This is a genomic window from Escherichia sp. MOD1-EC7003 (assembly GCF_002965065.1).
GTDB lineage: Bacteria > Pseudomonadota > Gammaproteobacteria > Enterobacterales > Enterobacteriaceae > Escherichia.
This window is the reverse complement of sequence record NZ_PTRE01000059.1, coordinates 1-21,123: the sequence shown is the minus strand read 5'-3', so window position 1 is coordinate 21,123 and position 21,123 is coordinate 1. Positions and strand designations below refer to the sequence as shown.

18 protein-coding genes, 2 pseudogenes and 1 other annotated feature are annotated in these 21,123 nt (G+C 49.8%); of the genes and pseudogenes, 13 read left to right on the top strand and 7 right to left on the bottom strand.

Going from position 1 to position 21,123, the window contains the following annotated elements:
• Nucleotides 1–15: 15 nt before the first annotated feature.
• A complete protein-coding gene (creD, locus tag A7090_RS11155; RefSeq protein WP_105274066.1) occupies nt 16–1,368 on the top strand; it encodes a cell envelope integrity protein CreD in 1,353 nt (450 codons plus the stop codon).
• A 740-nt stretch (nt 1,369–2,108) separates the two neighbouring features.
• Here creD and arcA read toward each other — a convergent pair.
• Nucleotides 2,109–2,825 carry a two-component system response regulator ArcA gene (arcA, locus tag A7090_RS11150; protein WP_001194358.1) on the bottom strand — a complete coding sequence of 239 codons (717 nt, stop codon included), beginning with the start codon at nt 2,823–2,825 and terminating at the stop codon, nt 2,109–2,111.
• Between the two features lie 95 nt (nt 2,826–2,920).
• Between arcA and yjjY the strand changes: the two genes are divergently transcribed.
• The 7 genes from yjjY (at nt 2,921) to A7090_RS11115 (ending at nt 9,698) form a co-directional block, all read left to right on the top strand.
• A complete protein-coding gene (gene yjjY, locus A7090_RS11145) occupies nt 2,921–3,061 on the top strand; it encodes a YjjY family protein (protein ID WP_001303782.1) in 141 nt (46 codons plus the stop codon).
• Nucleotides 3,062–3,460: 399 nt separating this feature from the next.
• The gene (locus A7090_RS11140) at nt 3,461–4,147 is read left to right on the top strand and encodes a tRNA/rRNA methyltransferase (RefSeq protein WP_105274065.1); all 687 of its coding nucleotides are present in this window, start codon (nt 3,461–3,463) and stop codon (nt 4,145–4,147) included.
• Nucleotides 4,148–4,360: 213 nt separating this feature from the next.
• Entirely contained in the window at nt 4,361–4,426 is a 66-nt protein-coding gene (gene thrL, locus A7090_RS11135) for a thr operon leader peptide (protein WP_001386572.1), read from the top strand.
• Nucleotides 4,362–4,481 (top strand) — a sequence feature (Thr leader region). (Overlaps the previous gene by 65 nt.)
• Nucleotides 4,482–4,507: 26 nt before the next feature.
• Nucleotides 4,508–6,970, top strand: coding sequence for a bifunctional aspartate kinase/homoserine dehydrogenase I (thrA, locus tag A7090_RS11130; RefSeq protein ID WP_105274064.1), 2,463 nt, complete (start codon nt 4,508–4,510; stop codon nt 6,968–6,970).
• Nucleotide 6,971: 1 nt separating this feature from the next.
• Nucleotides 6,972–7,904 (top strand): homoserine kinase, encoded by a 933-nt coding sequence (thrB, locus tag A7090_RS11125; RefSeq protein ID WP_105274063.1) that lies wholly within the window; start codon nt 6,972–6,974, stop codon nt 7,902–7,904.
• Nucleotides 7,905–9,191, top strand: a complete 1,287-nt coding sequence (gene thrC / locus A7090_RS11120; protein ID WP_105274062.1) for a threonine synthase — start codon at nt 7,905–7,907, stop codon at nt 9,189–9,191.
• A gap of 213 nt (nt 9,192–9,404) precedes the next feature.
• Nucleotides 9,405–9,698: a DUF2502 domain-containing protein gene (locus tag A7090_RS11115; protein WP_105274061.1), complete on the top strand. Its 294-nt coding sequence runs from the start codon at nt 9,405–9,407 to the stop codon at nt 9,696–9,698.
• A 152-nt stretch (nt 9,699–9,850) separates the two neighbouring features.
• On the opposite strand, the gene yaaA is transcribed toward A7090_RS11115, so the two are convergent.
• The gene (yaaA, locus tag A7090_RS11110; protein ID WP_105274060.1) at nt 9,851–10,627 is read right to left on the bottom strand and encodes a peroxide stress protein YaaA; all 777 of its coding nucleotides are present in this window, start codon (nt 10,625–10,627) and stop codon (nt 9,851–9,853) included.
• 69 nt (nt 10,628–10,696) lie between these two features.
• Nucleotides 10,697–12,127, bottom strand: a pseudogene (locus A7090_RS11105) (alanine/glycine:cation symporter family protein).
• A gap of 278 nt (nt 12,128–12,405) precedes the next feature.
• On the opposite strand from A7090_RS11105, the gene tal reads away from it, so the two are divergent.
• Nucleotides 12,406–13,359 carry a transaldolase gene (gene tal, locus A7090_RS11100; protein WP_105274059.1) on the top strand — a complete coding sequence of 318 codons (954 nt, stop codon included), beginning with the start codon at nt 12,406–12,408 and terminating at the stop codon, nt 13,357–13,359.
• A 114-nt stretch (nt 13,360–13,473) separates the two neighbouring features.
• Complete coding sequence (gene mog, locus A7090_RS11095) at nt 13,474–14,061, top strand: molybdopterin adenylyltransferase (RefSeq protein WP_105274058.1); 588 nt, start codon at nt 13,474–13,476, stop codon at nt 14,059–14,061.
• A gap of 514 nt (nt 14,062–14,575) precedes the next feature.
• Here mog and satP read toward each other — a convergent pair.
• The 3 genes from satP to A7090_RS11075 all read right to left on the bottom strand — a co-directional run bounded on the left by satP (nt 14,576) and on the right by A7090_RS11075 (nt 16,433).
• Nucleotides 14,576–15,142, bottom strand: coding sequence for an acetate uptake transporter (satP, locus tag A7090_RS11085; protein WP_105274056.1), 567 nt, complete (start codon nt 15,140–15,142; stop codon nt 14,576–14,578).
• A 147-nt stretch (nt 15,143–15,289) separates the two neighbouring features.
• Nucleotides 15,290–16,003, bottom strand: a complete 714-nt coding sequence (gene msyB / locus A7090_RS11080; protein WP_105274055.1) for an acidic protein MsyB — start codon at nt 16,001–16,003, stop codon at nt 15,290–15,292.
• A 25-nt stretch (nt 16,004–16,028) separates the two neighbouring features.
• Complete coding sequence (locus A7090_RS11075; RefSeq protein ID WP_105274054.1) at nt 16,029–16,433, bottom strand: DUF2541 family protein; 405 nt, start codon at nt 16,431–16,433, stop codon at nt 16,029–16,031.
• A 376-nt stretch (nt 16,434–16,809) separates the two neighbouring features.
• Between A7090_RS11075 and dnaK the strand changes: the two genes are divergently transcribed.
• Nucleotides 16,810–18,726, top strand: a complete 1,917-nt coding sequence (gene dnaK, locus A7090_RS11070) for a molecular chaperone DnaK (protein WP_000516135.1) — start codon at nt 16,810–16,812, stop codon at nt 18,724–18,726.
• A gap of 88 nt (nt 18,727–18,814) precedes the next feature.
• Nucleotides 18,815–19,945, top strand: coding sequence for a molecular chaperone DnaJ (gene dnaJ / locus A7090_RS11065; RefSeq protein WP_105274053.1), 1,131 nt, complete (start codon nt 18,815–18,817; stop codon nt 19,943–19,945).
• 104 nt (nt 19,946–20,049) lie between these two features.
• On the opposite strand, the gene mokC is transcribed toward dnaJ, so the two are convergent.
• Nucleotides 20,050–20,202 (bottom strand): type I toxin-antitoxin system toxin MokC, encoded by a 153-nt coding sequence (mokC, locus tag A7090_RS11060; protein WP_198599581.1) that lies wholly within the window; start codon nt 20,200–20,202, stop codon nt 20,050–20,052.
• 610 nt (nt 20,203–20,812) lie between these two features.
• Between mokC and A7090_RS11055 the strand changes: the two are divergent.
• Nucleotides 20,813–21,123, top strand: a pseudogene (locus tag A7090_RS11055) (hypothetical protein); the annotation flags it as partial.

Genomic DNA, 21,123 nt, shown 5'->3' with positions numbered 1-21,123 from the left:
GCAAAGGAGAAGACTATGTTGAAATCCCCCCTGTTCTGGAAAATGACCACCCTGTTTGGTGCTGTATTGCTGTTGTTGATTCCGATAATGCTGATTCGGCAGGTGATTGTCGAACGTGCCGATTACCGTAGCGATGTGGAAGATGCGATTCGCCAAAGTACCAGCGGGTCGCAAAAACTCGTTGGGCCGCTCATCGCTATTCCTGTGACCGAGCTTTATACGGTGCAGGAAGGGGATAAAACCGTGGAGCAGAAACGAAGTTTTATCCATTTTTGGTTACCTGAGTCATTGATGGTTGATGGCAGTCAGAACGTGGAAGAACGCAAGATCGGGATTTATACCGGTCAGGTCTGGCACAGTGATTTAACGCTAAAAGCCGATTTCGATGTTTCGCGCCTTAGCGAACTCAACGCGCCAAATATCACCTTAGGCAAACCATTTATTGTGATTAGCGTCGGGGATGCGCGTGGTATTGGTGTGGTGAAAGCACCTGAAGTTAACGGAACTGCGCTGGCCATTGAACCCGGCACCGGGTTAGAGCAAGGCGGGCAAGGCGTGCATATCCCTTTACCCGAAGGGGACTGGCAGAAGCAGAACCTGAAGCTGAATATGGCGCTGAATTTAAGCGGTACCGGCGATCTTTCTATGGTGCCTGCCGGGCGTAATAGCGAAATGACCTTAACCAGCAACTGGCCGCATCCCAGTTTTTTAGGTGATTTTCTGCCTGCTAAACGGGAAGTCAGTGAGTCAGGTTTTCAGGCGCAATGGCAAAGCAGCTGGTTTGCTAATAATCTCGGTGAGCGTTTTGCTTCAGGTAATGATACCGACTGGGAAAACTTCCCGGCGTTTAGTGTTGCAGTGACGACGCCAGCCGATCAATACCAATTAACGGACCGGGCGACTAAGTACGCTATTTTGCTGATTGCGCTGACTTTTATGGCCTTCTTTGTTTTTGAAACGCTCACCGCGCAACGTTTACACCCAATGCAATATTTGCTGGTGGGGCTTTCATTGGTGATGTTCTATTTGCTCTTGCTGGCGCTTTCTGAACATACCGGTTTTACCGTGGCATGGATAATCGCGAGTTTGATTGGGGCGTTAATGAACGGTATTTACTTGCAGGCGGTATTGAAAGGCTGGCGCAACAGCATGTTGTTTACCCTCGCGCTGTTGTTGCTGGATGGTGTGATGTGGGGACTGCTCAACTCTGCCGATAGCGCACTGTTGTTGGGAACCAGTGTGCTGGTGGTGGCGCTGGCCGGTATGATGTTTGTGACCCGTAATATCGACTGGTATGCGTTTTCACTGCCGAAAATGAAAGCCAGTAGCGAAGTTATAACGGACGATGAGTTACGTATCTGGAAATGAAGAGAATTTAGCAATAAAAAACGGCGCTTTTTAGCGCCGTTTGAGAATGATGACAAACGCAAAATTGCCTGATGCGCTACGCTTATCAGGCCTACGTAATCTCTGCAATCTATTGAAACTGCATGTTTTGTAGGTCGGATAAGGCGTTCACGCCGCATCCGGCATGAACAAAGCGCACGTTGTCAACAATCTGAGGCAGGGTTCGGTCTGAGAATGATGACAAACGCCAAATTGCCTGATGCGCTACGCTTATCAGGCCTACGTAATTTCTGCGATCTATTGAATTGCATATTTTTGTAGGCCGGATAAGGCGTTCACGCCGCATCCGGCATGAACAAAGCGCACGTTGTCAACAATCTGAGGCAGGGTTCGGTCTGAGAATGATGGCAAACGCCAAATTGCCTGATGCGCTACGCTTATCAGGCCTACGTAATCTCTGCAATCTATTGAAATTGCATGTTTTTGTAGGCCGGATAAGGCGTTCACGCCGCATCTGGCATGAACAAAGCGCACGTTGTCAACAGTCTGAGGCAGGGTTCGGTCTGAGAATGATGGCAAGCGCCAAATTGCCTGATGCGCTACGCTTATCAGGCCTACGTAATTTCTGCAATCTATTGAATTGCATGTTTTGTAGGCCGGATAAGGCGTTCACGCCGCATCCGGCATGAACAAAGCGCACGTTGCCAACAATCTGAAACGGCGCTTTTTAGCGCCGTTTTTACTGACGGTGGTAAAGCCGATTAATCTTCCAGATCACCGCAGAAACGATAACCTTCACCGTGAATGGTGGCGATGATTTCCGGCGTATCCGGCGTAGATTCGAAATGTTTACGAATACGGCGGATCGTCACGTCTACCGTTCGGTCGTGCGGTTTCAGCTCACGGCCTGTCATTTTCTTCAGCAGTTCAGCACGGGACTGAATTTTGCCTGGGTTTTCACAGAAGTGAAGCATGGCGCGGAACTCGCTGCGCGGCAGCTTGTACTGCTCGCCATCAGGGCCGATCAACGAACGGCTGTTGATGTCCAGTTCCCAACCATTGAACTTGTAGCTTTCAACGCTACGACGTTCTTCGCTGACAGTACCCAGATTCATGGTACGAGACAGCAGGTTGCGTGCACGAATAGTCAGTTCACGCGGGTTGAACGGTTTGGTGATGTAGTCATCTGCACCGATTTCGAGGCCGAGAATTTTATCGACTTCGTTGTCACGGCCAGTCAGGAACATCAACGCAACATTCGCCTGCTCGCGCAGTTCGCGCGCTAACAGAAGACCGTTCTTACCCGGCAGATTGATATCCATGATCACCAGGTTGATGTCATATTCAGAGAGGATCTGATGCATTTCCGCGCCATCTGTCGCTTCGAAAACATCATAGCCTTCCGCTTCGAAAATACTTTTCAACGTGTTGCGTGTTACCAACTCGTCTTCAACGATAAGAATGTGCGGGGTCTGCATGTTTGCTACCTAAATTGCCAACTAAATCGAAACAGGAAGTACAAAAGTCCCTGACCTGCCTGATGCATGCTGCAAATTAACATGATCGGCGTAACATGACTAAAGTACGTAATTGCGTTCTTGATGCACTTTCCATCAACGTCAACAACATCATTAGCTTGGTCGTGGGTACTTTCCCTCAGGACCCGACAGTGTCAAAAACGGCTGTCATCCTAACCATTTTAACAGCAACATAACAGGCTAAGAGGGGCCGGACACCCAATAAAACTACGCTTCGTTGACATATATCAAGTTCAATTGTAGCACGTTAACAGTTTGATGAAATCATTGTATCTAAATGTTAGCTTTCATCACATTATTTTAATAATCCAACTAGTTGCATCATACAACTAATAAACGTGGTGAATCCAATTGTCGAGATTTATCTTTGATAAAATTATCCTAAGTAAACAGAAGGATATGTAGCATTTTTTAACAATTCAACCGTTAGTATTGTCAGGAAATAGTTTAGCCTTTTTTAAGTTAGCTGAGGGGCTTTTTCTGCGATTTACGTTAAGGGTTTGTAAATTCTCCCCGCGTAATAAGTTGACAGTGTTCACCCTGTTCGCGGTTATTTGGTCAAGAAGAGTGGCAATATGCGTATAACGATTATTCTGGTCGCACCCGCCAGAGCAGAAAATATTGGGGCAGCGGCGCGGGCAATGAAAACGATGGGGTTTAGTGAGCTGCGGATTGTCGATAGCCAGGCACACCTGGAGCCAGCTACCCGCTGGGTCGCACATGGATCTGGTGATATTATTGATAATATTAACGTTTTTCCAACGCTGGCTGAATCGTTACACGATGTCGATTTCACTGTCGCCACTACTGCACGCAGTCGGGCAAAATATCATTACTACGCCACGCCAGTGGAACTGGTGCCGCTGTTAGAGGAAAAATCTTCATGGATGAGCCATGCTGCACTGGTGTTTGGTCGCGAAGATTCTGGGCTGACTAACGAAGAGTTAGCGTTGGCTGACGTTCTTACTGGTGTGCCGATGGTGGCAGATTATCCTTCGCTCAATCTGGGGCAGGCGGTGATGGTCTATTGCTATCAATTAGCAACATTAATACAACAACCAGCCAAAAGTGACACAACGGCAGACCAACATCAACTGCAAGCTTTACGCGAACGAGTCATGTCATTGCTGACGACCCTGGCAGTGGCAGATGACACAAAACTGGTCGACTGGTTACAACAACGCCTGGGGCTTTTAGAGCAACGAGACACGGCAATGTTGCACCGTTTGCTGCATGATATTGAAAAAAATATCACCAAATAAAAAACGCCTTAGTAAGTATTTTTCAGCTTTTCATTCTGACTGCAATGGGCAATATGTCTCTGTGTGGATTAAAAAAAGAGTGTCTGACAGCAGCTTCTGAACGAGTTACCTGCCGTGAGTAAATTAAAATTTTATTGACTTAGGTCACTAAATACTTTAACCAATATAGGCATAGCGCACAGACAGATAAAAATTACAGAGTACACAACATCCATGAAACGCATTAGCACCACCATTACCACCACCATCACCATTACCACAGGTAACGGTGCGGGCTGACGCGTACAGGAAACACAGAAAAAAGCCCGCACCTGACAGTGCGGGCTTTTTTTTTCGACCAAAGGTAACGAGGTAACAACCATGCGAGTGTTGAAGTTCGGCGGTACATCAGTGGCAAATGCAGAACGTTTTCTGCGGGTTGCCGATATTCTGGAAAGCAATGCCAGGCAGGGGCAGGTGGCCACCGTCCTCTCTGCCCCCGCCAAAATCACCAACCACCTGGTAGCGATGATTGAAAAAACCATTAGCGGCCAGGATGCTTTTCCCAATATCAGCGATGCCGAACGTATTTTTGCCGAACTTCTGACAGGACTCGCCGCCGCCCAGCCGGGATTCCCGCTGGCGCAACTGAAAACTTTCGTCGACCAGGAATTTGCCCAAATTAAACATGTCCTGCATGGCATTAGTTTGTTGGAGCAGTGCCCGGATAGCATCAACGCGGCGCTGATTTGCCGTGGCGAGAAAATGTCGATCGCCATTATGGCCGGAGTTTTAGAAGCGCGTGGTCACAACGTTACCGTAATCGATCCGGTCGAAAAGCTGCTGGCAGTCGGTCATTACCTCGAATCTACCGTCGATATTGCTGAGTCCACCCGCCGTATTGCGGCAAGCCGCATTCCGGCTGATCACATGGTGCTGATGGCAGGCTTCACCGCCGGTAATGAAAAAGGTGAACTGGTGGTGCTTGGACGTAACGGTTCCGACTACTCCGCTGCAGTGTTAGCTGCCTGTTTACGCGCCGATTGTTGCGAGATCTGGACGGACGTTGACGGGGTCTATACCTGCGACCCGCGTCAGGTGCCCGATGCGAGGTTGTTGAAGTCGATGTCCTATCAGGAAGCGATGGAGCTTTCCTACTTCGGCGCTAAAGTTCTTCACCCCCGCACCATTACCCCCATCGCCCAGTTCCAGATCCCTTGCCTGATTAAAAATACCGGAAATCCGCAAGCGCCAGGTACGCTCATTGGCGCCAGCCGTGATGAAGACGAATTACCGGTTAAGGGGATTTCTAATCTAAATAACATGGCAATGTTCAGCGTTTCTGGTCCGGGGATGAAAGGGATGGTCGGCATGGCGGCGCGCGTCTTTGCTGCGATGTCACGCGCCCGCATTTCAGTGGTGCTGATTACGCAATCATCTTCCGAATACAGTATCAGTTTCTGCGTTCCTCAAAGCGACTGTGTGCGAGCTGAACGGGCAATGCAGGAGGAGTTCTATCTTGAACTAAAAGAAGGCTTACTGGAGCCACTGGCGGTCACTGAACGGCTGGCTATCATCTCAGTGGTAGGCGATGGTATGCGCACCTTGCGTGGGATCTCGGCGAAATTCTTTGCCGCGCTGGCCCGCGCTAATATCAACATTGTCGCCATTGCTCAGGGATCTTCTGAACGTTCAATCTCTGTCGTGGTAAATAACGATGATGCGACCACTGGCGTGCGGGTTACCCACCAGATGCTGTTCAATACCGATCAGGTTATTGAAGTGTTTGTGATTGGCGTCGGTGGCGTTGGCGGTGCGCTGCTGGAGCAACTGAAACGCCAGCAAAGCTGGCTGAAGAATAAACATATCGACTTACGTGTCTGCGGCGTTGCCAACTCGAAGGCTCTGCTCACCAATGTACATGGCCTTAATCTGGAAAACTGGCAGGAAGAACTGGCGCAAGCCAAAGAGCCGTTTAACCTCGGGCGCTTAATTCGCCTGGTGAAAGAATATCATTTGCTGAACCCGGTTATTGTTGACTGCACTTCCAGTCAGGCGGTGGCAGATCAGTATGCTGACTTCCTGCGCGAAGGTTTCCACGTTGTCACGCCGAATAAAAAGGCCAATACCTCGTCGATGGATTACTACCATCAGTTGCGTTATGCGGCGGAAAAATCGCGGCGTAAATACCTTTATGACACCAACGTTGGCGCAGGATTACCGGTTATTGAGAACCTGCAAAATCTGCTCAATGCAGGTGATGAATTGATGAAGTTCTCCGGCATTCTTTCTGGTTCGCTTTCTTATATCTTCGGCAAGTTAGACGAAGGTATGAGCTTCTCTGAGGCGACAACGCTGGCGCGGGAAATGGGTTATACCGAACCTGACCCGCGAGATGATCTTTCTGGTATGGATGTGGCGCGTAAATTGTTGATTCTCGCCCGTGAAACCGGACGTGAACTGGAGCTGGCAGATATTGAAATTGAACCTGTGCTGCCCGCAACGTTTAACGCAGAGGGTGATGTTGCAGCTTTTATGGCGAATCTGTCACAGCTCGATGCTCTCTTTGCCGCGCGCGTGGCGAAGGCCCGTGATGAAGGAAAAGTTTTGCGCTATGTTGGCAATATTGATGAAGATGGCATCTGCCGCGTGAAGATTGCCGAAGTGGATGGTAATGATCCGCTGTTCAAAGTGAAAAATGGTGAAAACGCCCTGGCCTTCTATAGCCACTATTATCAGCCGCTGCCGTTGGTTCTGCGCGGATATGGCGCGGGTAATGACGTTACCGCTGCCGGTGTCTTTGCCGATCTGCTACGTACCCTCTCATGGAAGTTAGGAGTCTGACATGGTTAAAGTTTATGCCCCGGCTTCCAGTGCCAATATGAGCGTCGGGTTTGATGTGCTTGGGGCGGCGGTGACACCTGTTGATGGTGCATTGCTCGGAGATGTCGTAACGGTTGAGGCGGCAGAGACATTCAGTCTTAACAACCTCGGACGCTTTGCCGATAAGCTGCCGTCAGCACCACGGGAAAATATCGTTTATCAGTGCTGGGAGCGTTTTTGTCAGGAGCTGGGCAAGCAAATTCCAGTCGCGATGACTCTGGAAAAGAACATGCCGATCGGTTCGGGCTTAGGCTCCAGCGCCTGTTCGGTGGTCGCGGCGCTGATGGCAATGAATGAACACTGCGGCAAGCCGCTTAATGACACGCGTTTGTTGGCTTTGATGGGCGAGCTGGAAGGGCGTATCTCCGGCAGCATTCATTACGACAACGTAGCACCGTGTTTTCTTGGCGGTATGCAGTTGATGATCGAAGAAAACGACATTATCAGCCAGCAAGTGCCGGGGTTTGATGAGTGGCTGTGGGTGCTGGCGTATCCGGGAATTAAAGTCTCGACGGCAGAAGCCCGGGCTATTCTACCGGCGCAGTATCGCCGCCAGGATTGCATTGCGCACGGACGACATCTGGCGGGCTTCATCCATGCCTGCTATTCCCGTCAACCTGAGCTTGCCGCGAAGCTGATGAAAGATGTTATCGCTGAACCTTACCGGGAACGTTTACTGCCAGGCTTCAGACAGGCGCGGCAGGCGGTCGCGGAAATCGGCGCGGTAGCAAGCGGTATCTCCGGCTCCGGTCCGACCTTGTTCGCTCTGTGTGACAAGCCGGATACCGCCCAGCGCGTTGCCGACTGGTTGGGTAAGAATTACCTGCAAAATCAGGAAGGTTTTGTTCATATTTGCCAGCTGGATACGGCGGGCGCACGAGTACTGGAAAACTAAATGAAACTCTACAATTTGAAAGATCACAACGAGCAGGTCAGCTTTGCGCAAGCCGTAACCCAGGGGTTGGGCAAAAATCAGGGACTGTTTTTTCCGCACGATCTGCCGGAATTGAGCCTGACTGAAATAGATGAGATGCTGAAACTGGATTTTGTCACCCGCAGTGCAAAGATCCTCTCGGCGTTTATTGGTGATGAGATCCCGCAGGAAATACTGGAAGAGCGCGTGCGCGCGGCGTTTGCCTTCCCGGCACCGGTCGCCAATGTTGAAAGCGATGTTGGTTGTCTGGAATTGTTCCACGGACCAACGCTGGCATTTAAAGATTTCGGCGGTCGCTTTATGGCGCAAATGCTGACCCATATTGCGGGCGATAAGCCAGTGACCATTCTGACTGCAACTTCCGGCGATACCGGAGCGGCAGTGGCTCATGCTTTCTACGGTTTACCGAATGTGAAAGTGGTTATCCTCTATCCACGAGGCAAAATCAGTCCACTGCAAGAAAAACTGTTCTGTACGTTGGGTGGTAATATCGAAACTGTTGCCATCGACGGCGATTTCGATGCCTGTCAGGCGCTGGTGAAGCAGGCGTTTGATGATGAAGAGCTGAAAGTGGCGCTGGGGTTAAACTCGGCTAACTCGATTAACATCAGCCGTTTGCTGGCGCAGATTTGCTACTACTTTGAAGCTGTGGCGCAACTGCCGCAGGAAGCGCGCAACCAGCTGGTTGTCTCGGTGCCAAGCGGAAACTTCGGTGATTTGACGGCGGGTCTGCTGGCGAAGTCACTCGGTCTGCCGGTGAAACGTTTTATTGCTGCGACCAACGTGAACGATACAGTGCCGCGTTTCCTGCATGATGGTCAGTGGTCCCCCAAAGCGACTCAGGCGACGTTATCCAACGCGATGGACGTGAGTCAGCCGAACAACTGGCCGCGTGTGGAAGAGTTGTTCCGTCGCAAAATCTGGCAACTGAAAGAGCTGGGTTATGCCGCGGTGGATGATGAAACCACCCAACAGACAATGCGTGAGTTAAAAGCGCTGGGCTATACCTCGGAGCCGCACGCTGCCGTAGCTTATCGTGCGCTGCGTGACCAGTTGAATCCAGGCGAATATGGCCTGTTCCTCGGCACCGCGCATCCGGCGAAATTTAAAGAAAGCGTGGAAGCGATTCTTGGTGAAACGTTGGAGCTGCCAAAAGAGCTGGCAGAACGTGCTGATTTACCCTTGCTTTCGCATAATCTGCCCGCCGATTTTGCTGCGTTGCGTAAATTGATGATGAATCATCAGTAACGTCTATTCATTATCTTAATCAGGCCGGGTTTGAATTTATGCAGCCCGGCTTTTTTATGAAGAAAATATGGAGAAAATCGACAAGGAAAAAGGAGAAATTCTCAATAAATGCGGTAACTTAGAGATTAGGATTGCGGAGAATAACAACCGCCGTTCTCATCGCGTAATCTCCGGATATCGACCCATAGCGGGCAATGATAAAAGGAGTAACCTGTGAAAAAGATGCAATCTATCGTACTCGCACTTTCCCTGGTTCTGGTCGCTCCCATGGCAGCGCAGGCTGCGGAAATTACGTTAGTCCCGTCAATAAAATTACAGATAGGCGATCGTGATAATCGCGGCTATTACTGGGATGGCGGTCACTGGCGCGACCACGGCTGGTGGAAACAACATTATGAATGGCGAGGCAATCGCTGGCAGCCACACGGACCGCCGCCGCCGCGTCACCATAAGAAAGCTCATCATGATCATCACGGCGGTCATGGTCCAGGCAAACATCACCGCTAAATGACAAATGCCGGTTAACAATCCGGCATTCAGCGCCTGATGCGACGCTGGCGCGGCTTATCAGGCCTACGTGAATTCTGCAATATGTTGAATTTGCATGCTTTTGTAGGCCGGGTAAGGCGTTCACGCCGCATCCGGCATTGACTACAAACTTAACGTAATTCGTCGCGTTTAAACACCAGCTCACCATTGCTGGAGGAAGCTTCATCAAAGAAGTAACCTTCGCTATTAAAGCCAGTCAGTTGCTCTGGTTTGGTCAGCCGATTTTCAATAATGAAACGACTCATCAGACCCCGTGCTTTCTTAGCGTAGAAGCTGATGATCTTAAATTTGCCGTTCTTCTTATCGAGGAACACTGGCTTGATAATCTCGGCGTTCAATTTCTTCGGCTTCACTGATTTGAAATACTCATCTGACGCCAGATTAATCACCACATTATCACCTTGTGCTGCGAGCGCCTCGTTCAGCTTGTTGGTGATGATATCTCCCCAGAATTGATACAGATCTTTCCCTCGGGCATTCTCAAGACGGATCCCCATTTCCAGACGATAAGGCTGCATTAAATCGAGCGGGCGCAGTACGCCATATAAGCCGGAAAGCATTCGCAAATGCTGTTGGGCAAACTCGAAATCGTCTTCGCTGAAGGTTTCGGCCTGCAAGCCGGTGTAGACATCACCTTTAAATGCCAGAATCGCCTGGCGGGCATTCTCCGGCGTGAAATTTGGCTGCCAGTCATGAAAGCGCGCGGCGTTGATACCCGCCAGTTTGTCGCTGATGCGCATCAGCGTGCTAATCTGCGGGGGCGTCAGTTTCCGCGCTTCATGGATCAGCTGCTGGGAGTTGTCTAACAGCTCCGGCAGCGTATAGCGCGTAGTGGTCAACGGGCTTTGGTAATCAAGCGTTTTCGCAGGTGAAATAAGAATCAGCATATCCAGTCCTTGCAGGAAATTTATGCCGACTTTAGCAAAAAAAGGGAATGAGTTGATCGATAGTTGTGATTACTCCTGCGAAACATCATCCCACGCGTTCGGAGAAAGCTGGTGGCTGATATCCGGATAACGCAACGGATCAAACACCGGGCGTACGCCGAGTTTACGCTGGCGTAGATAATCACTGGCAATGGTATGAACCACAGGCGAGAGCAGTAAAATGGCGGTCAAATTGGTAATAGCCATGCAGGCCATGATGATATCTGCCAGTTGCCACATCAGCGGAAGACTAAGCAAGGCGCCGCCGATGACCGTTGCGAAGGTGCAGATCCGCAGACATCAGATTGCTTTAGGGGTGTTCAGGCGTAAAAAGAAGAGATTGTTTTCGGCATAAATATAGTTGGCAACGATGGAGCTGAAGGCAAACAGAATAACCACAAGGGTAACAAACTCTGCCCCCCAGGAACCCATTAACACCCGCATCGCTTTCTGGATAAGCTGAATACCTTCCAGCGGCATGTAGGTTGTGCCGTTACCCGCCAGTAGTATTAACATGGCGCTTGCCGTACAGATGACCAGAGTGTCGATAAAAATGCCAATCATCTGGACAATGCCTTGCGCTGCCGGATGCGGAGGCCAGGACGCCGCTGCCGCTGCCGCGTTTGGCGTCGACCCCATTCCCGCCTCATTGGAAAACATACTGCGCTGAAAACCGTTAGTAATCGCCTGGCTTAAGGTATATCCCGCCGCGCCGCCTGCCGCTTCCTGCCAGCCAAAAGCACTCTCAAAAATAGACCAAATGACGTAGGGAAGTTGCCCGATATTCATTACGCAAATCACCAGGCTGGTCAGTACCCAAAGTAACGCTGTCAACGGGACAAACCACTGCAGGATCCGGGCGACGCCATGAAGACCACGAGTGATTGCCAGCAGAGCAAAGACAGCGAGAATAATGCCTGTCACTAGCGGGGGAAAATCACAAGAAAAACTCAGGGCGTGGGCAACGGCGTTTGCCTGAACTCCACTGAAAATTATGCCGTAGGCGATGAGCAAAAAGAGGGCGAACATAACGCCCATCCAGCGCATTCCCAGCCCGCGCGCCATATACCATGCTGGTCCACCGCGAAACTGCCCATTGACGTCACGTTCTTTATAAAGTTGAGCAAGGGAGCATTCGGCAAACGAGGTCGCCATACCGATAAACGCGGCAATCCACATCCAGAAGACGGCTCCGGGTCCACCGGCGGTAATTGCCAGCGCAACACCGGCCAGGTTGCCGCTACCCACGCGCGCCGCAAGACTGGTACATAATGACTGAAATGAGGTTAAACCGCCTGGCTGTGGATGAATGCTGTTTTTAAGACTTTTGCCAAACTGGTGGATGTAGCGGAATTGCACAAATCCGGTGCGAAAAGTGAACCAACAACCTGCGCCGAAGAGCAGGTAAATCATGACCGATCCCCAAAGGACGCTGTTAATGAAGGAGAAAAAATCTGGCATGCATATCCCTCTTATTGCCGGTCGCGATGACTTTCTTGTGTAAACGTTACCAATTGTTTAAGAAGTATATACGTTACGAGGTACTTGATAACTTCTGCGTAGCATACATGAGGTTTTGTATAAAAATGGGGGGCGATATCAACGCAGTGTCAGAAATCCGAAACAGTCTCGCCTGGCGATAACCGTCTTGTCGGCGGTTGCGCTGACGTTGCGTCGTGATATCATCAAGACAGACCGGTTACATCCCCCTAACAAGCTGTTTAAAGAGAAATACTATCATGACGGACAAATTGACTTCCCTTCGTCAGTACACCACCGTAGTGGCCGACACTGGGGACATCGCGGCAATGAAGCTGTATCAACCGCAGGATGCCACAACCAACCCTTCTCTCATTCTTAACGCAGCGCAGATTCCGGAATATCGTAAGTTGATTGATGATGCTGTCGCCTGGGCGAAACAGCAGAGCAACGATCGCGCGCAGCAGATCGTGGACGCGACCGACAAACTGGCAGTAAATATTGGTCTGGAAATCCTGAAACTGGTTCCGGGCCGTATCTCAACTGAAGTTGATGCGCGTCTTTCCTATGACACCGAAGCGTCAATTGCGAAAGCAAAACGCCTGATCAAGCTCTACAACGATGCCGGTATTAGCAACGATCGTATTCTGATCAAACTGGCTTCTACCTGGCAGGGGATCCGTGCTGCAGAACAGCTGGAAAAAGAAGGTATCAACTGTAACCTGACTCTGCTGTTCTCTTTCGCTCAGGCACGTGCTTGTGCGGAAGCGGGCGTGTTCCTGATCTCGCCATTTGTTGGCCGTATTCTTGACTGGTACAAAGCGAATACCGATAAGAAAGAGTTCGCTCCGGCAGAAGATCCGGGCGTGGTTTCTGTATCTGAAATTTACCAGTACTACAAAGAGCACGGTTATGAAACCGTGGTTATGGGCGCAAGCTTCCGTAACATCGGCGAAATTCTGGAACTGGCAGGTTGCGACCGTTTGACCATCGCACCGGCACTGCTGAAAGAGTTGGCTGAGAGCGAAGGGGCTATCGAACGTAAACTGTCTTACACCGGCGAAGTGAAAGCGCGTCCTGCGCGTATTACCGAGTCCGAGTTCCTGTGGCAGCACAACCAGGATCCAATGGCAGTAGATAAACTGGCAGAAGGTATCCGTAAGTTTGCTGTTGACCAGGAAAAACTGGAAAAAATGATTGGCGATCTGCTGTAATCATTCTTAGCGTGACCGGGAAGTCGGTCATGCTACCTCTTCTGAAGCCTGTCTGTCATTCTCTTCGCAGTGTATCATTCTGTTTAACGAGACTGTTTAAACGGAAAAATATTGATGAATACTTTACGTATTGGCTTAGTTTCCATTTCTGATCGCGCATCCAGTGGCGTTTATCAGGATAAAGGCATCCCTGCGCTGGAAGAATGGCTGACATCGGCGCTAACCACGCCGTTTGAACTGGAAACCCGCTTAATCCCCGATGAGCGGGCGATTATTGAGCAAACGTTATGTGAGCTGGTGGATGAAATGAGTTGCCATCTGGTGCTCACCACGGGGGGAACTGGCCCGGCGCGTCGTGACGTAACGCCGGATGCGACGCTGGCAGTAGCGGACCGCAATATGCCGGGCTTTGGTGAACAGATGCGCCAGATTAGCCTGCATTTTGTACCAACTGCGATCCTTTCGCGCCAGGTGGGCGTGATTCGCAAACAGGCACTGATCCTTAACTTACCCGGTCAGCCGAAGTCTATTAAAGAGACGCTGGAAGGCGTGAAAGACGCTGAGGATAACGTTGTGGTACACGGTATTTTTGCCAGCGTACCTTACTGTATTCAGTTGCTGGAAGGGCCATACGTTGAAACGGCACCGGAAGTGGTTGCCGCATTCAGGCCGAAGAGTGCAAGACGAGAAATTAGCGAATAAGAAAATCTCCCCGTGCGGAGGAGCTGAGACTGATAACAAACGAAAAGTGCCTGATGCGCTACGCTTATCAGGCCTACGCGGTATCTGCAATATATTAAATTTACATGACGATGTAGGCCGGATAAGGCGTTCACGCCGCATCCGGCATGAATAAAGCGCACTTTATTTACACCCCTGAGCGGGGGAGCTGAGACTGATAACAAACGAAAAGCGCCTGATGCGCTACGCTTATCAGGCCTACGCGGTATCTGCAATATATTAAATTTACATGGCGATGTAGGCCGGATAAGGCGTTCACGCCGCATCCGGCATGAATAAAGCGCACTTTATTTACACCCCCGTGCGGGGGAGCTGAGACTGATAACAAACGAAAAGCGCCTGATGCGCTACGCTTATCAGGCCTACGTGGTATCTGCAATATATTGAATTTACATGACGATGTAGGCCGGATAAGGCGTTCACGCCGCATCCGGCATGAATAAAGCGCATCCCCCGTGCGGGGAAGCCCAGACAATTAGTGGGATTCACCAATCGGCAGAACGGTGCGACCGAACTGCTCGTTCAGCACTTCCCCCATCGCCAGATAGATTGCGCTGGCACCGCAGATCAGACCAACCCAGCCTGCAAAGTGGATGATCGCGGCGTTACCAACAATGTTACCTATCGCCAGCAGGGCAAACAGCACGGTCAGGCTAAAGAAAACGAATTGCAGAACGCGTGCGCCTTTCAGCGTGCCGAAGAACATAAACAGCGTAAATACGCCCCACAGACCCAGGTAGACACCAAGGAACTGTGCATTTGGCGCATCGGTCAAACCCAATTTCGGCATCAGCAGAATCGCAACCAGCGTCAGCCAAAAAGAACCGTAAGAGGTGAATGCGGTTAAACCGAAAGTATTGCCTTTTTTGTACTCCAGCAGACCGGCAAAAATTTGCGCGATGCCGCCGTAGAAAATGCCCATGGCAAGAATAATACCGTCCAGAGCGAAATAACCCACATTGTGCAGGTTAAGCAGAATGGTGGTCATGCCGAAGCCCATCAGGCCCAGCGGTGCCGGATTAGCCAACTTAGTGTTGCCCATAATTCCTCAAAATCATCATTGAATGAATGGTGAAATAATTTCCCTGAATAACTGTAGTGTTTTCAGGGCGCGGCATAATAATCAGCCAGTGGGGCAGTGTCTATGATCTTTTTAGGGGAAAATGAAAATTTTCCCCGCTATCCGTTATCAGACCTGAGTGGCGCTAAGCATCCGGCGCAGGCAGGCAATTTGCAGTACTGCTGGGATCGTCACGCGATAGGCGCTGCCGCTGACCGCTTTAACCCCATTTAATGCTGCGCCTACAGGGCCTCCCAGACCCGCGCCGCGCAGCAAACCATGCCCAAGAACGCTCATTGCTGCGTGGGTGCGTAAAATGCGGGTCAATTGGCTGGAAAGCAAATGCGATACGCCTTTTGCTAATGATTTGTCTTTCATCAACAGCGGCAGTAATTCTTCCAGCTCATTCACTCTGGCATCGATCGCTTGCAGAAACTCCTTCTTATGTCCCTCGTCCATTTTCTTCCAGGTATTACGCAGAAATTGTTCCAATAATTGTTGCTCAATTTCAAACGTAGACATCTCTTTGTCGGCTTTCAGCTTCAATCGTTTTGAAACATCGAGCAAAATAGCCCGATACAATTTACCGTGTCCGCGCAGTTTGTTGGCGATACTGTCGCCGCCAAAATGTTGTAATTCTCCGGCAATCAGCTGCCAGTTGCGGCGGTGTTGCTCAGGATGTCCTTCCATCGATTTAAACAGTTCGTTGCGCATCAGTGCACTGGAGAGGCGAGTTTTGCCTTTTTCATTATGGGTGAGCAATCGGGCGAAATTTGCCAGCTGTTCCTCACTGCAATGCTGGAGAAAATCCAGATCTGAATCATTCAGGTAATTAACATTCATTTTTTGTGGCTTCTATATTCTGGTGTTAGTCGTCGCCGATAATTTTCAGCGTGGCCATATCCGATGAGTTCACCGTATGACCGGAAAAGGTGATTTTTGAGACGCAGCGTTTATTGTCGTTATCGCTATTAATGTTGATCCAGTCAGTGGTTTGCCCTTCTTTTATTTCTGAAGGAACATTCAGGTTCTGACTGGCGCTACGGGCGACTTTGAAATAAATCGATGCACCGCTTAACTGTAAATCGCCATGGTCGGCAGAGAGTTGTATGCGTTTAACAATGCGACAAACAGGAAGTTTTAGCGCCAGATCGTTGGTTTCGTTACGCGGCATCGCAATGACGCCGAGGATTTTATGGTCGTTTGCCTGCGCCGTGCAGCACAGCATCAGGCTAATCGCCAGGCTAGAGGAAATCGTCAAAACGGATTTCATAAGGATTCTCTTAGTGGGGAGAGGTAGGGGGATGAATACCCACTAGTTTACTGCTGATAAAAAGAAGATTCAGGTTTGTAATCTTTTATTTTTATTACAATTTTTTGATGAATGTATTGGCGGTGATTCATTCTTTATATGAATAAAATTACTGTCAGTTTCATGGCTTCTTCTGGCATATTGCGAAATTTCTGCGCAAAAGCACAAAAAATTTTTGCATCTCCCCCTTGATGACGTGGGTTACGACCCCATTTAGTAGTCAACCGCAGTGAGTGAGTCTGCAAAAAAATGAAATTGGGCAGTTGAAACCAGACGTTTCGCCCCTATTACAGACTTACAACCACATGATGACCGAATATATAGTGGAGACGTTTAGATGGGTAAAATAATTGGTATCGACCTGGGTACTACCAACTCTTGTGTAGCGATTATGGATGGCACAACTCCGCGTGTACTGGAGAACGCCGAAGGCGATCGCACCACGCCTTCTATCATTGCCTATACCCAGGATGGTGAAACTCTGGTTGGTCAGCCGGCTAAACGTCAGGCAGTGACGAACCCGCAAAATACCCTGTTTGCGATTAAACGCCTGATTGGCCGCCGCTTCCAGGACGAAGAAGTACAGCGTGATGTTTCCATCATGCCGTTCAAAATTATTGCTGCTGATAACGGCGACGCATGGGTCGAAGTTAAAGGCCAGAAAATGGCACCGCCGCAGATCTCTGCTGAAGTGCTGAAAAAAATGAAGAAAACTGCTGAAGATTACTTGGGTGAACCGGTAACTGAAGCTGTTATCACCGTACCGGCATACTTTAACGATGCTCAGCGTCAGGCAACCAAAGACGCTGGCCGTATCGCTGGTCTGGAAGTAAAACGTATCATCAACGAGCCGACCGCGGCTGCGCTGGCTTACGGTCTGGACAAAGGTACTGGCAACCGTACTATCGCGGTTTATGACCTGGGTGGTGGTACTTTCGATATTTCCATTATCGAAATCGACGAAGTTGACGGCGAAAAAACCTTCGAAGTTCTGGCAACCAACGGTGATACCCACCTGGGTGGAGAAGACTTCGACAGCCGTCTGATCAACTACCTGGTTGAAGAGTTCAAGAAAGATCAGGGCATTGACCTGCGCAACGATCCGCTGGCAATGCAGCGCCTGAAAGAAGCGGCAGAAAAAGCGAAAATCGAGCTTTCTTCCGCTCAGCAGACCGACGTTAACCTGCCGTACATCACTGCAGACGCGACCGGTCCGAAACACATGAACATTAAAGTGACGCGTGCGAAACTGGAAAGCCTGGTGGAAGATCTGGTAAACCGTTCCATCGAGCCGCTGAAAGTTGCACTGCAGGACGCTGGCCTGTCCGTATCTGATATCGACGACGTTATCCTCGTTGGTGGTCAGACGCGTATGCCAATGGTTCAGAAGAAAGTTGCTGAGTTCTTTGGTAAAGAGCCGCGTAAAGACGTTAACCCGGACGAAGCTGTGGCTATCGGTGCTGCTGTTCAGGGTGGTGTTCTGACTGGTGACGTAAAAGACGTACTGCTGCTTGACGTTACCCCGCTGTCTCTGGGTATCGAAACCATGGGCGGTGTGATGACGACGCTGATCGCGAAAAACACCACTATCCCGACCAAGCACAGCCAGGTGTTCTCTACCGCTGAAGACAACCAGTCTGCGGTAACCATCCACGTGCTGCAGGGTGAACGTAAACGTGCGGCTGATAACAAATCTCTGGGTCAGTTCAACCTGGATGGTATCAACCCGGCACCGCGCGGTATGCCGCAGATCGAAGTGACCTTCGATATCGATGCTGACGGTATCCTGCACGTTTCCGCGAAAGATAAAAACAGCGGTAAAGAGCAGAAGATCACCATCAAGGCTTCTTCTGGTCTGAACGAAGATGAAATCCAGAAAATGGTACGCGACGCAGAAGCGAACGCCGAAGCTGACCGTAAGTTTGAAGAGCTGGTACAGACTCGCAACCAGGGCGACCATCTGCTGCACAGCACCCGTAAGCAGGTTGAAGAAGCAGGCGACAAACTGCCGGCTGACGACAAAACTGCTATCGAGTCTGCGCTGACTGCACTGGAAACTGCTCTGAAAGGTGAAGACAAAGCCGCTATCGAAGCGAAAATGCAAGAACTGGCACAGGTTTCCCAGAAACTGATGGAAATCGCCCAACAGCAACATGCCCAGCAGCAGACTGCCGGTGCTGATGCTTCTGCAAACAACGCGAAAGATGACGATGTTGTCGACGCTGAATTTGAAGAAGTCAAAGACAAAAAATAATCGCCCTATAAACGGGTAATTATACTGACACGGGCGAAGAGGATTTTCCTCTCCGCCCGTGCATTCATCCAGGGGCAAATCAAAAAAGATGGCGAAGCTTGATTATTACGAGATTTTAGGCGTTTCCAAAACAGCGGAAGAGCGTGAAATCAAAAAGGCCTACAAACGCCTGGCCATGAAATACCACCCGGACCGTAACCAGGGTGACAAAGAGGCCGAGGCGAAATTTAAAGAGATCAAGGAAGCTTATGAAGTTCTGACCGACTCGCAAAAACGTGCGGCATACGATCAATATGGTCATGCGGCGTTTGAGCAAGGCGGTATGGGCGGCGGCGGTTTTGGCGGCGGCGCAGACTTCAGCGATATTTTTGGTGACGTTTTCGGCGATATTTTTGGCGGTGGACGTGGTCGTCAACGTGCGGCTCGTGGCGCTGATTTACGCTATAACATGGAGCTCACCCTCGAAGAAGCTGTACGTGGCGTGACCAAAGAGATCCGCATTCCGACTCTGGAAGAGTGTGATGTTTGCCACGGTAGCGGCGCAAAACCAGGCACGCAGCCGCAGACCTGTCCGACCTGTCATGGTTCTGGTCAGGTGCAGATGCGCCAGGGCTTCTTCGCTGTACAGCAGACCTGTCCGCACTGTCAGGGCCGTGGTACGTTGATCAAAGATCCGTGCAACAAATGTCATGGCCATGGTCGTGTTGAGCGCAGCAAAACGCTGTCCGTTAAAATCCCGGCAGGGGTGGACACTGGAGACCGCATCCGTCTTGCGGGCGAAGGTGAAGCGGGCGAACACGGCGCACCAGCAGGCGATTTGTACGTTCAGGTTCAGGTTAAACAGCACCCGATTTTCGAGCGTGAAGGCAACAACCTGTATTGCGAAGTGCCGATCAACTTCGCTATGGCGGCACTGGGTGGCGAAATCGAAGTACCGACCCTTGATGGCCGGGTCAAACTGAAAGTGCCTGGTGAAACTCAGACCGGTAAATTGTTCCGTATGCGCGGTAAAGGCGTCAAGTCTGTCCGCGGCGGCGCACAGGGTGATTTGCTGTGCCGCGTTGTCGTCGAAACACCGGTAGGTCTGAACGAGAAGCAGAAACAGCTGCTGCAAGAGCTGCAAGAAAGTTTCGGTGGCCCAACTGGCGAGCACAATAGTCCGCGTTCGAAGAGTTTCTTTGACGGCGTGAAGAAGTTTTTTGACGATTTGACGCGCTAATGCTCTGAAAAGCCTGCCCGTAGGCAGGCATGGGCAAAAAATAGGGTGCGTTGAAGATATGCGAGCACCTGTAAAGTGGCGGGAATCGCTCCCCGCCGTTGCTCTTACTCGGATTCGTAAGCCGTGAAAACAGCAACCTCCGTCTGGCCAGTTCGGATGTGAACCTCACAGAGGTCTTTTCTCGTTATCAGCGCCGCCACTACGGCGGTGATACAGATGACGATCAGGGCGACAATCATCGCCTTATGCTGCTTCATTGCTCTCTTCTCCTTGACCTTACGGTCAGTAAGAGGCACTCTACATGTGTTCTGCATATAGGGGGCCTCGGGTTGATTGTAAAATATCACTCGGGGCTTTTCTCTATCTGCCGTTTAGCTAATGCCTGAGACAGACAGCCTCAAGCACCCGCCGCTATTATACCTCTCTCTTTAACCCATTCTGTTTTATCGATTCTAATCCTGAAGACGTCTCGCATTTCTGCGTAATTAAATTTTAGTTCATTGTTTATTTTAACTCTTATGTGCCTTTTCATTTACAAAAACTGAGATTAGGAACAAATAGATTTAAGTTATACCTGAATGGTGAGTTATTACGGGAGAAAGCAATAGAAGATACAAAATATTCTTGTACAGCATTGAGTTTTCTTTTCATGAGGAAAATGTCTATAAATCAATGAGTGATATTTAAAATAGACACACTTTTTGAAACACGATACCTCCATACCCAAGGGTAAAAGTAATCTGCGATCTCCATCACGCTTTGCCACTCGCCTTTAAATATACTTTTTGTGTCGTTCTTAATAAAAATAATTGTCTCATGTATTGATTTCGATGGAAACATAAAAACAATGAATGGAGAGCACATTATATGTCTGCCAAAAGATGGCTTCTAATTGCGTGTACCCTGACAACGATTATCTATCATCTTCCTGCATATTCTTCATTAGAATATAAAGGTTCCTTTGGCTCAATAAATGCAGGTTATGCTGACTGGAATAGTGGCTTCGTCAACACTCACCGTGGTGAAGTATGGAAAGTGACTGCGGACTTTGGTGTGAATTTTAAAGAAGCCGAGTTTTACTCATTTTATGAAAGTAATGTGCTTAACCATGCCGTAGCGCTGAGGGATCCCCATAAATCAGCGCTAATAAACCAACACCATATTCTGGTAGGTTTTGG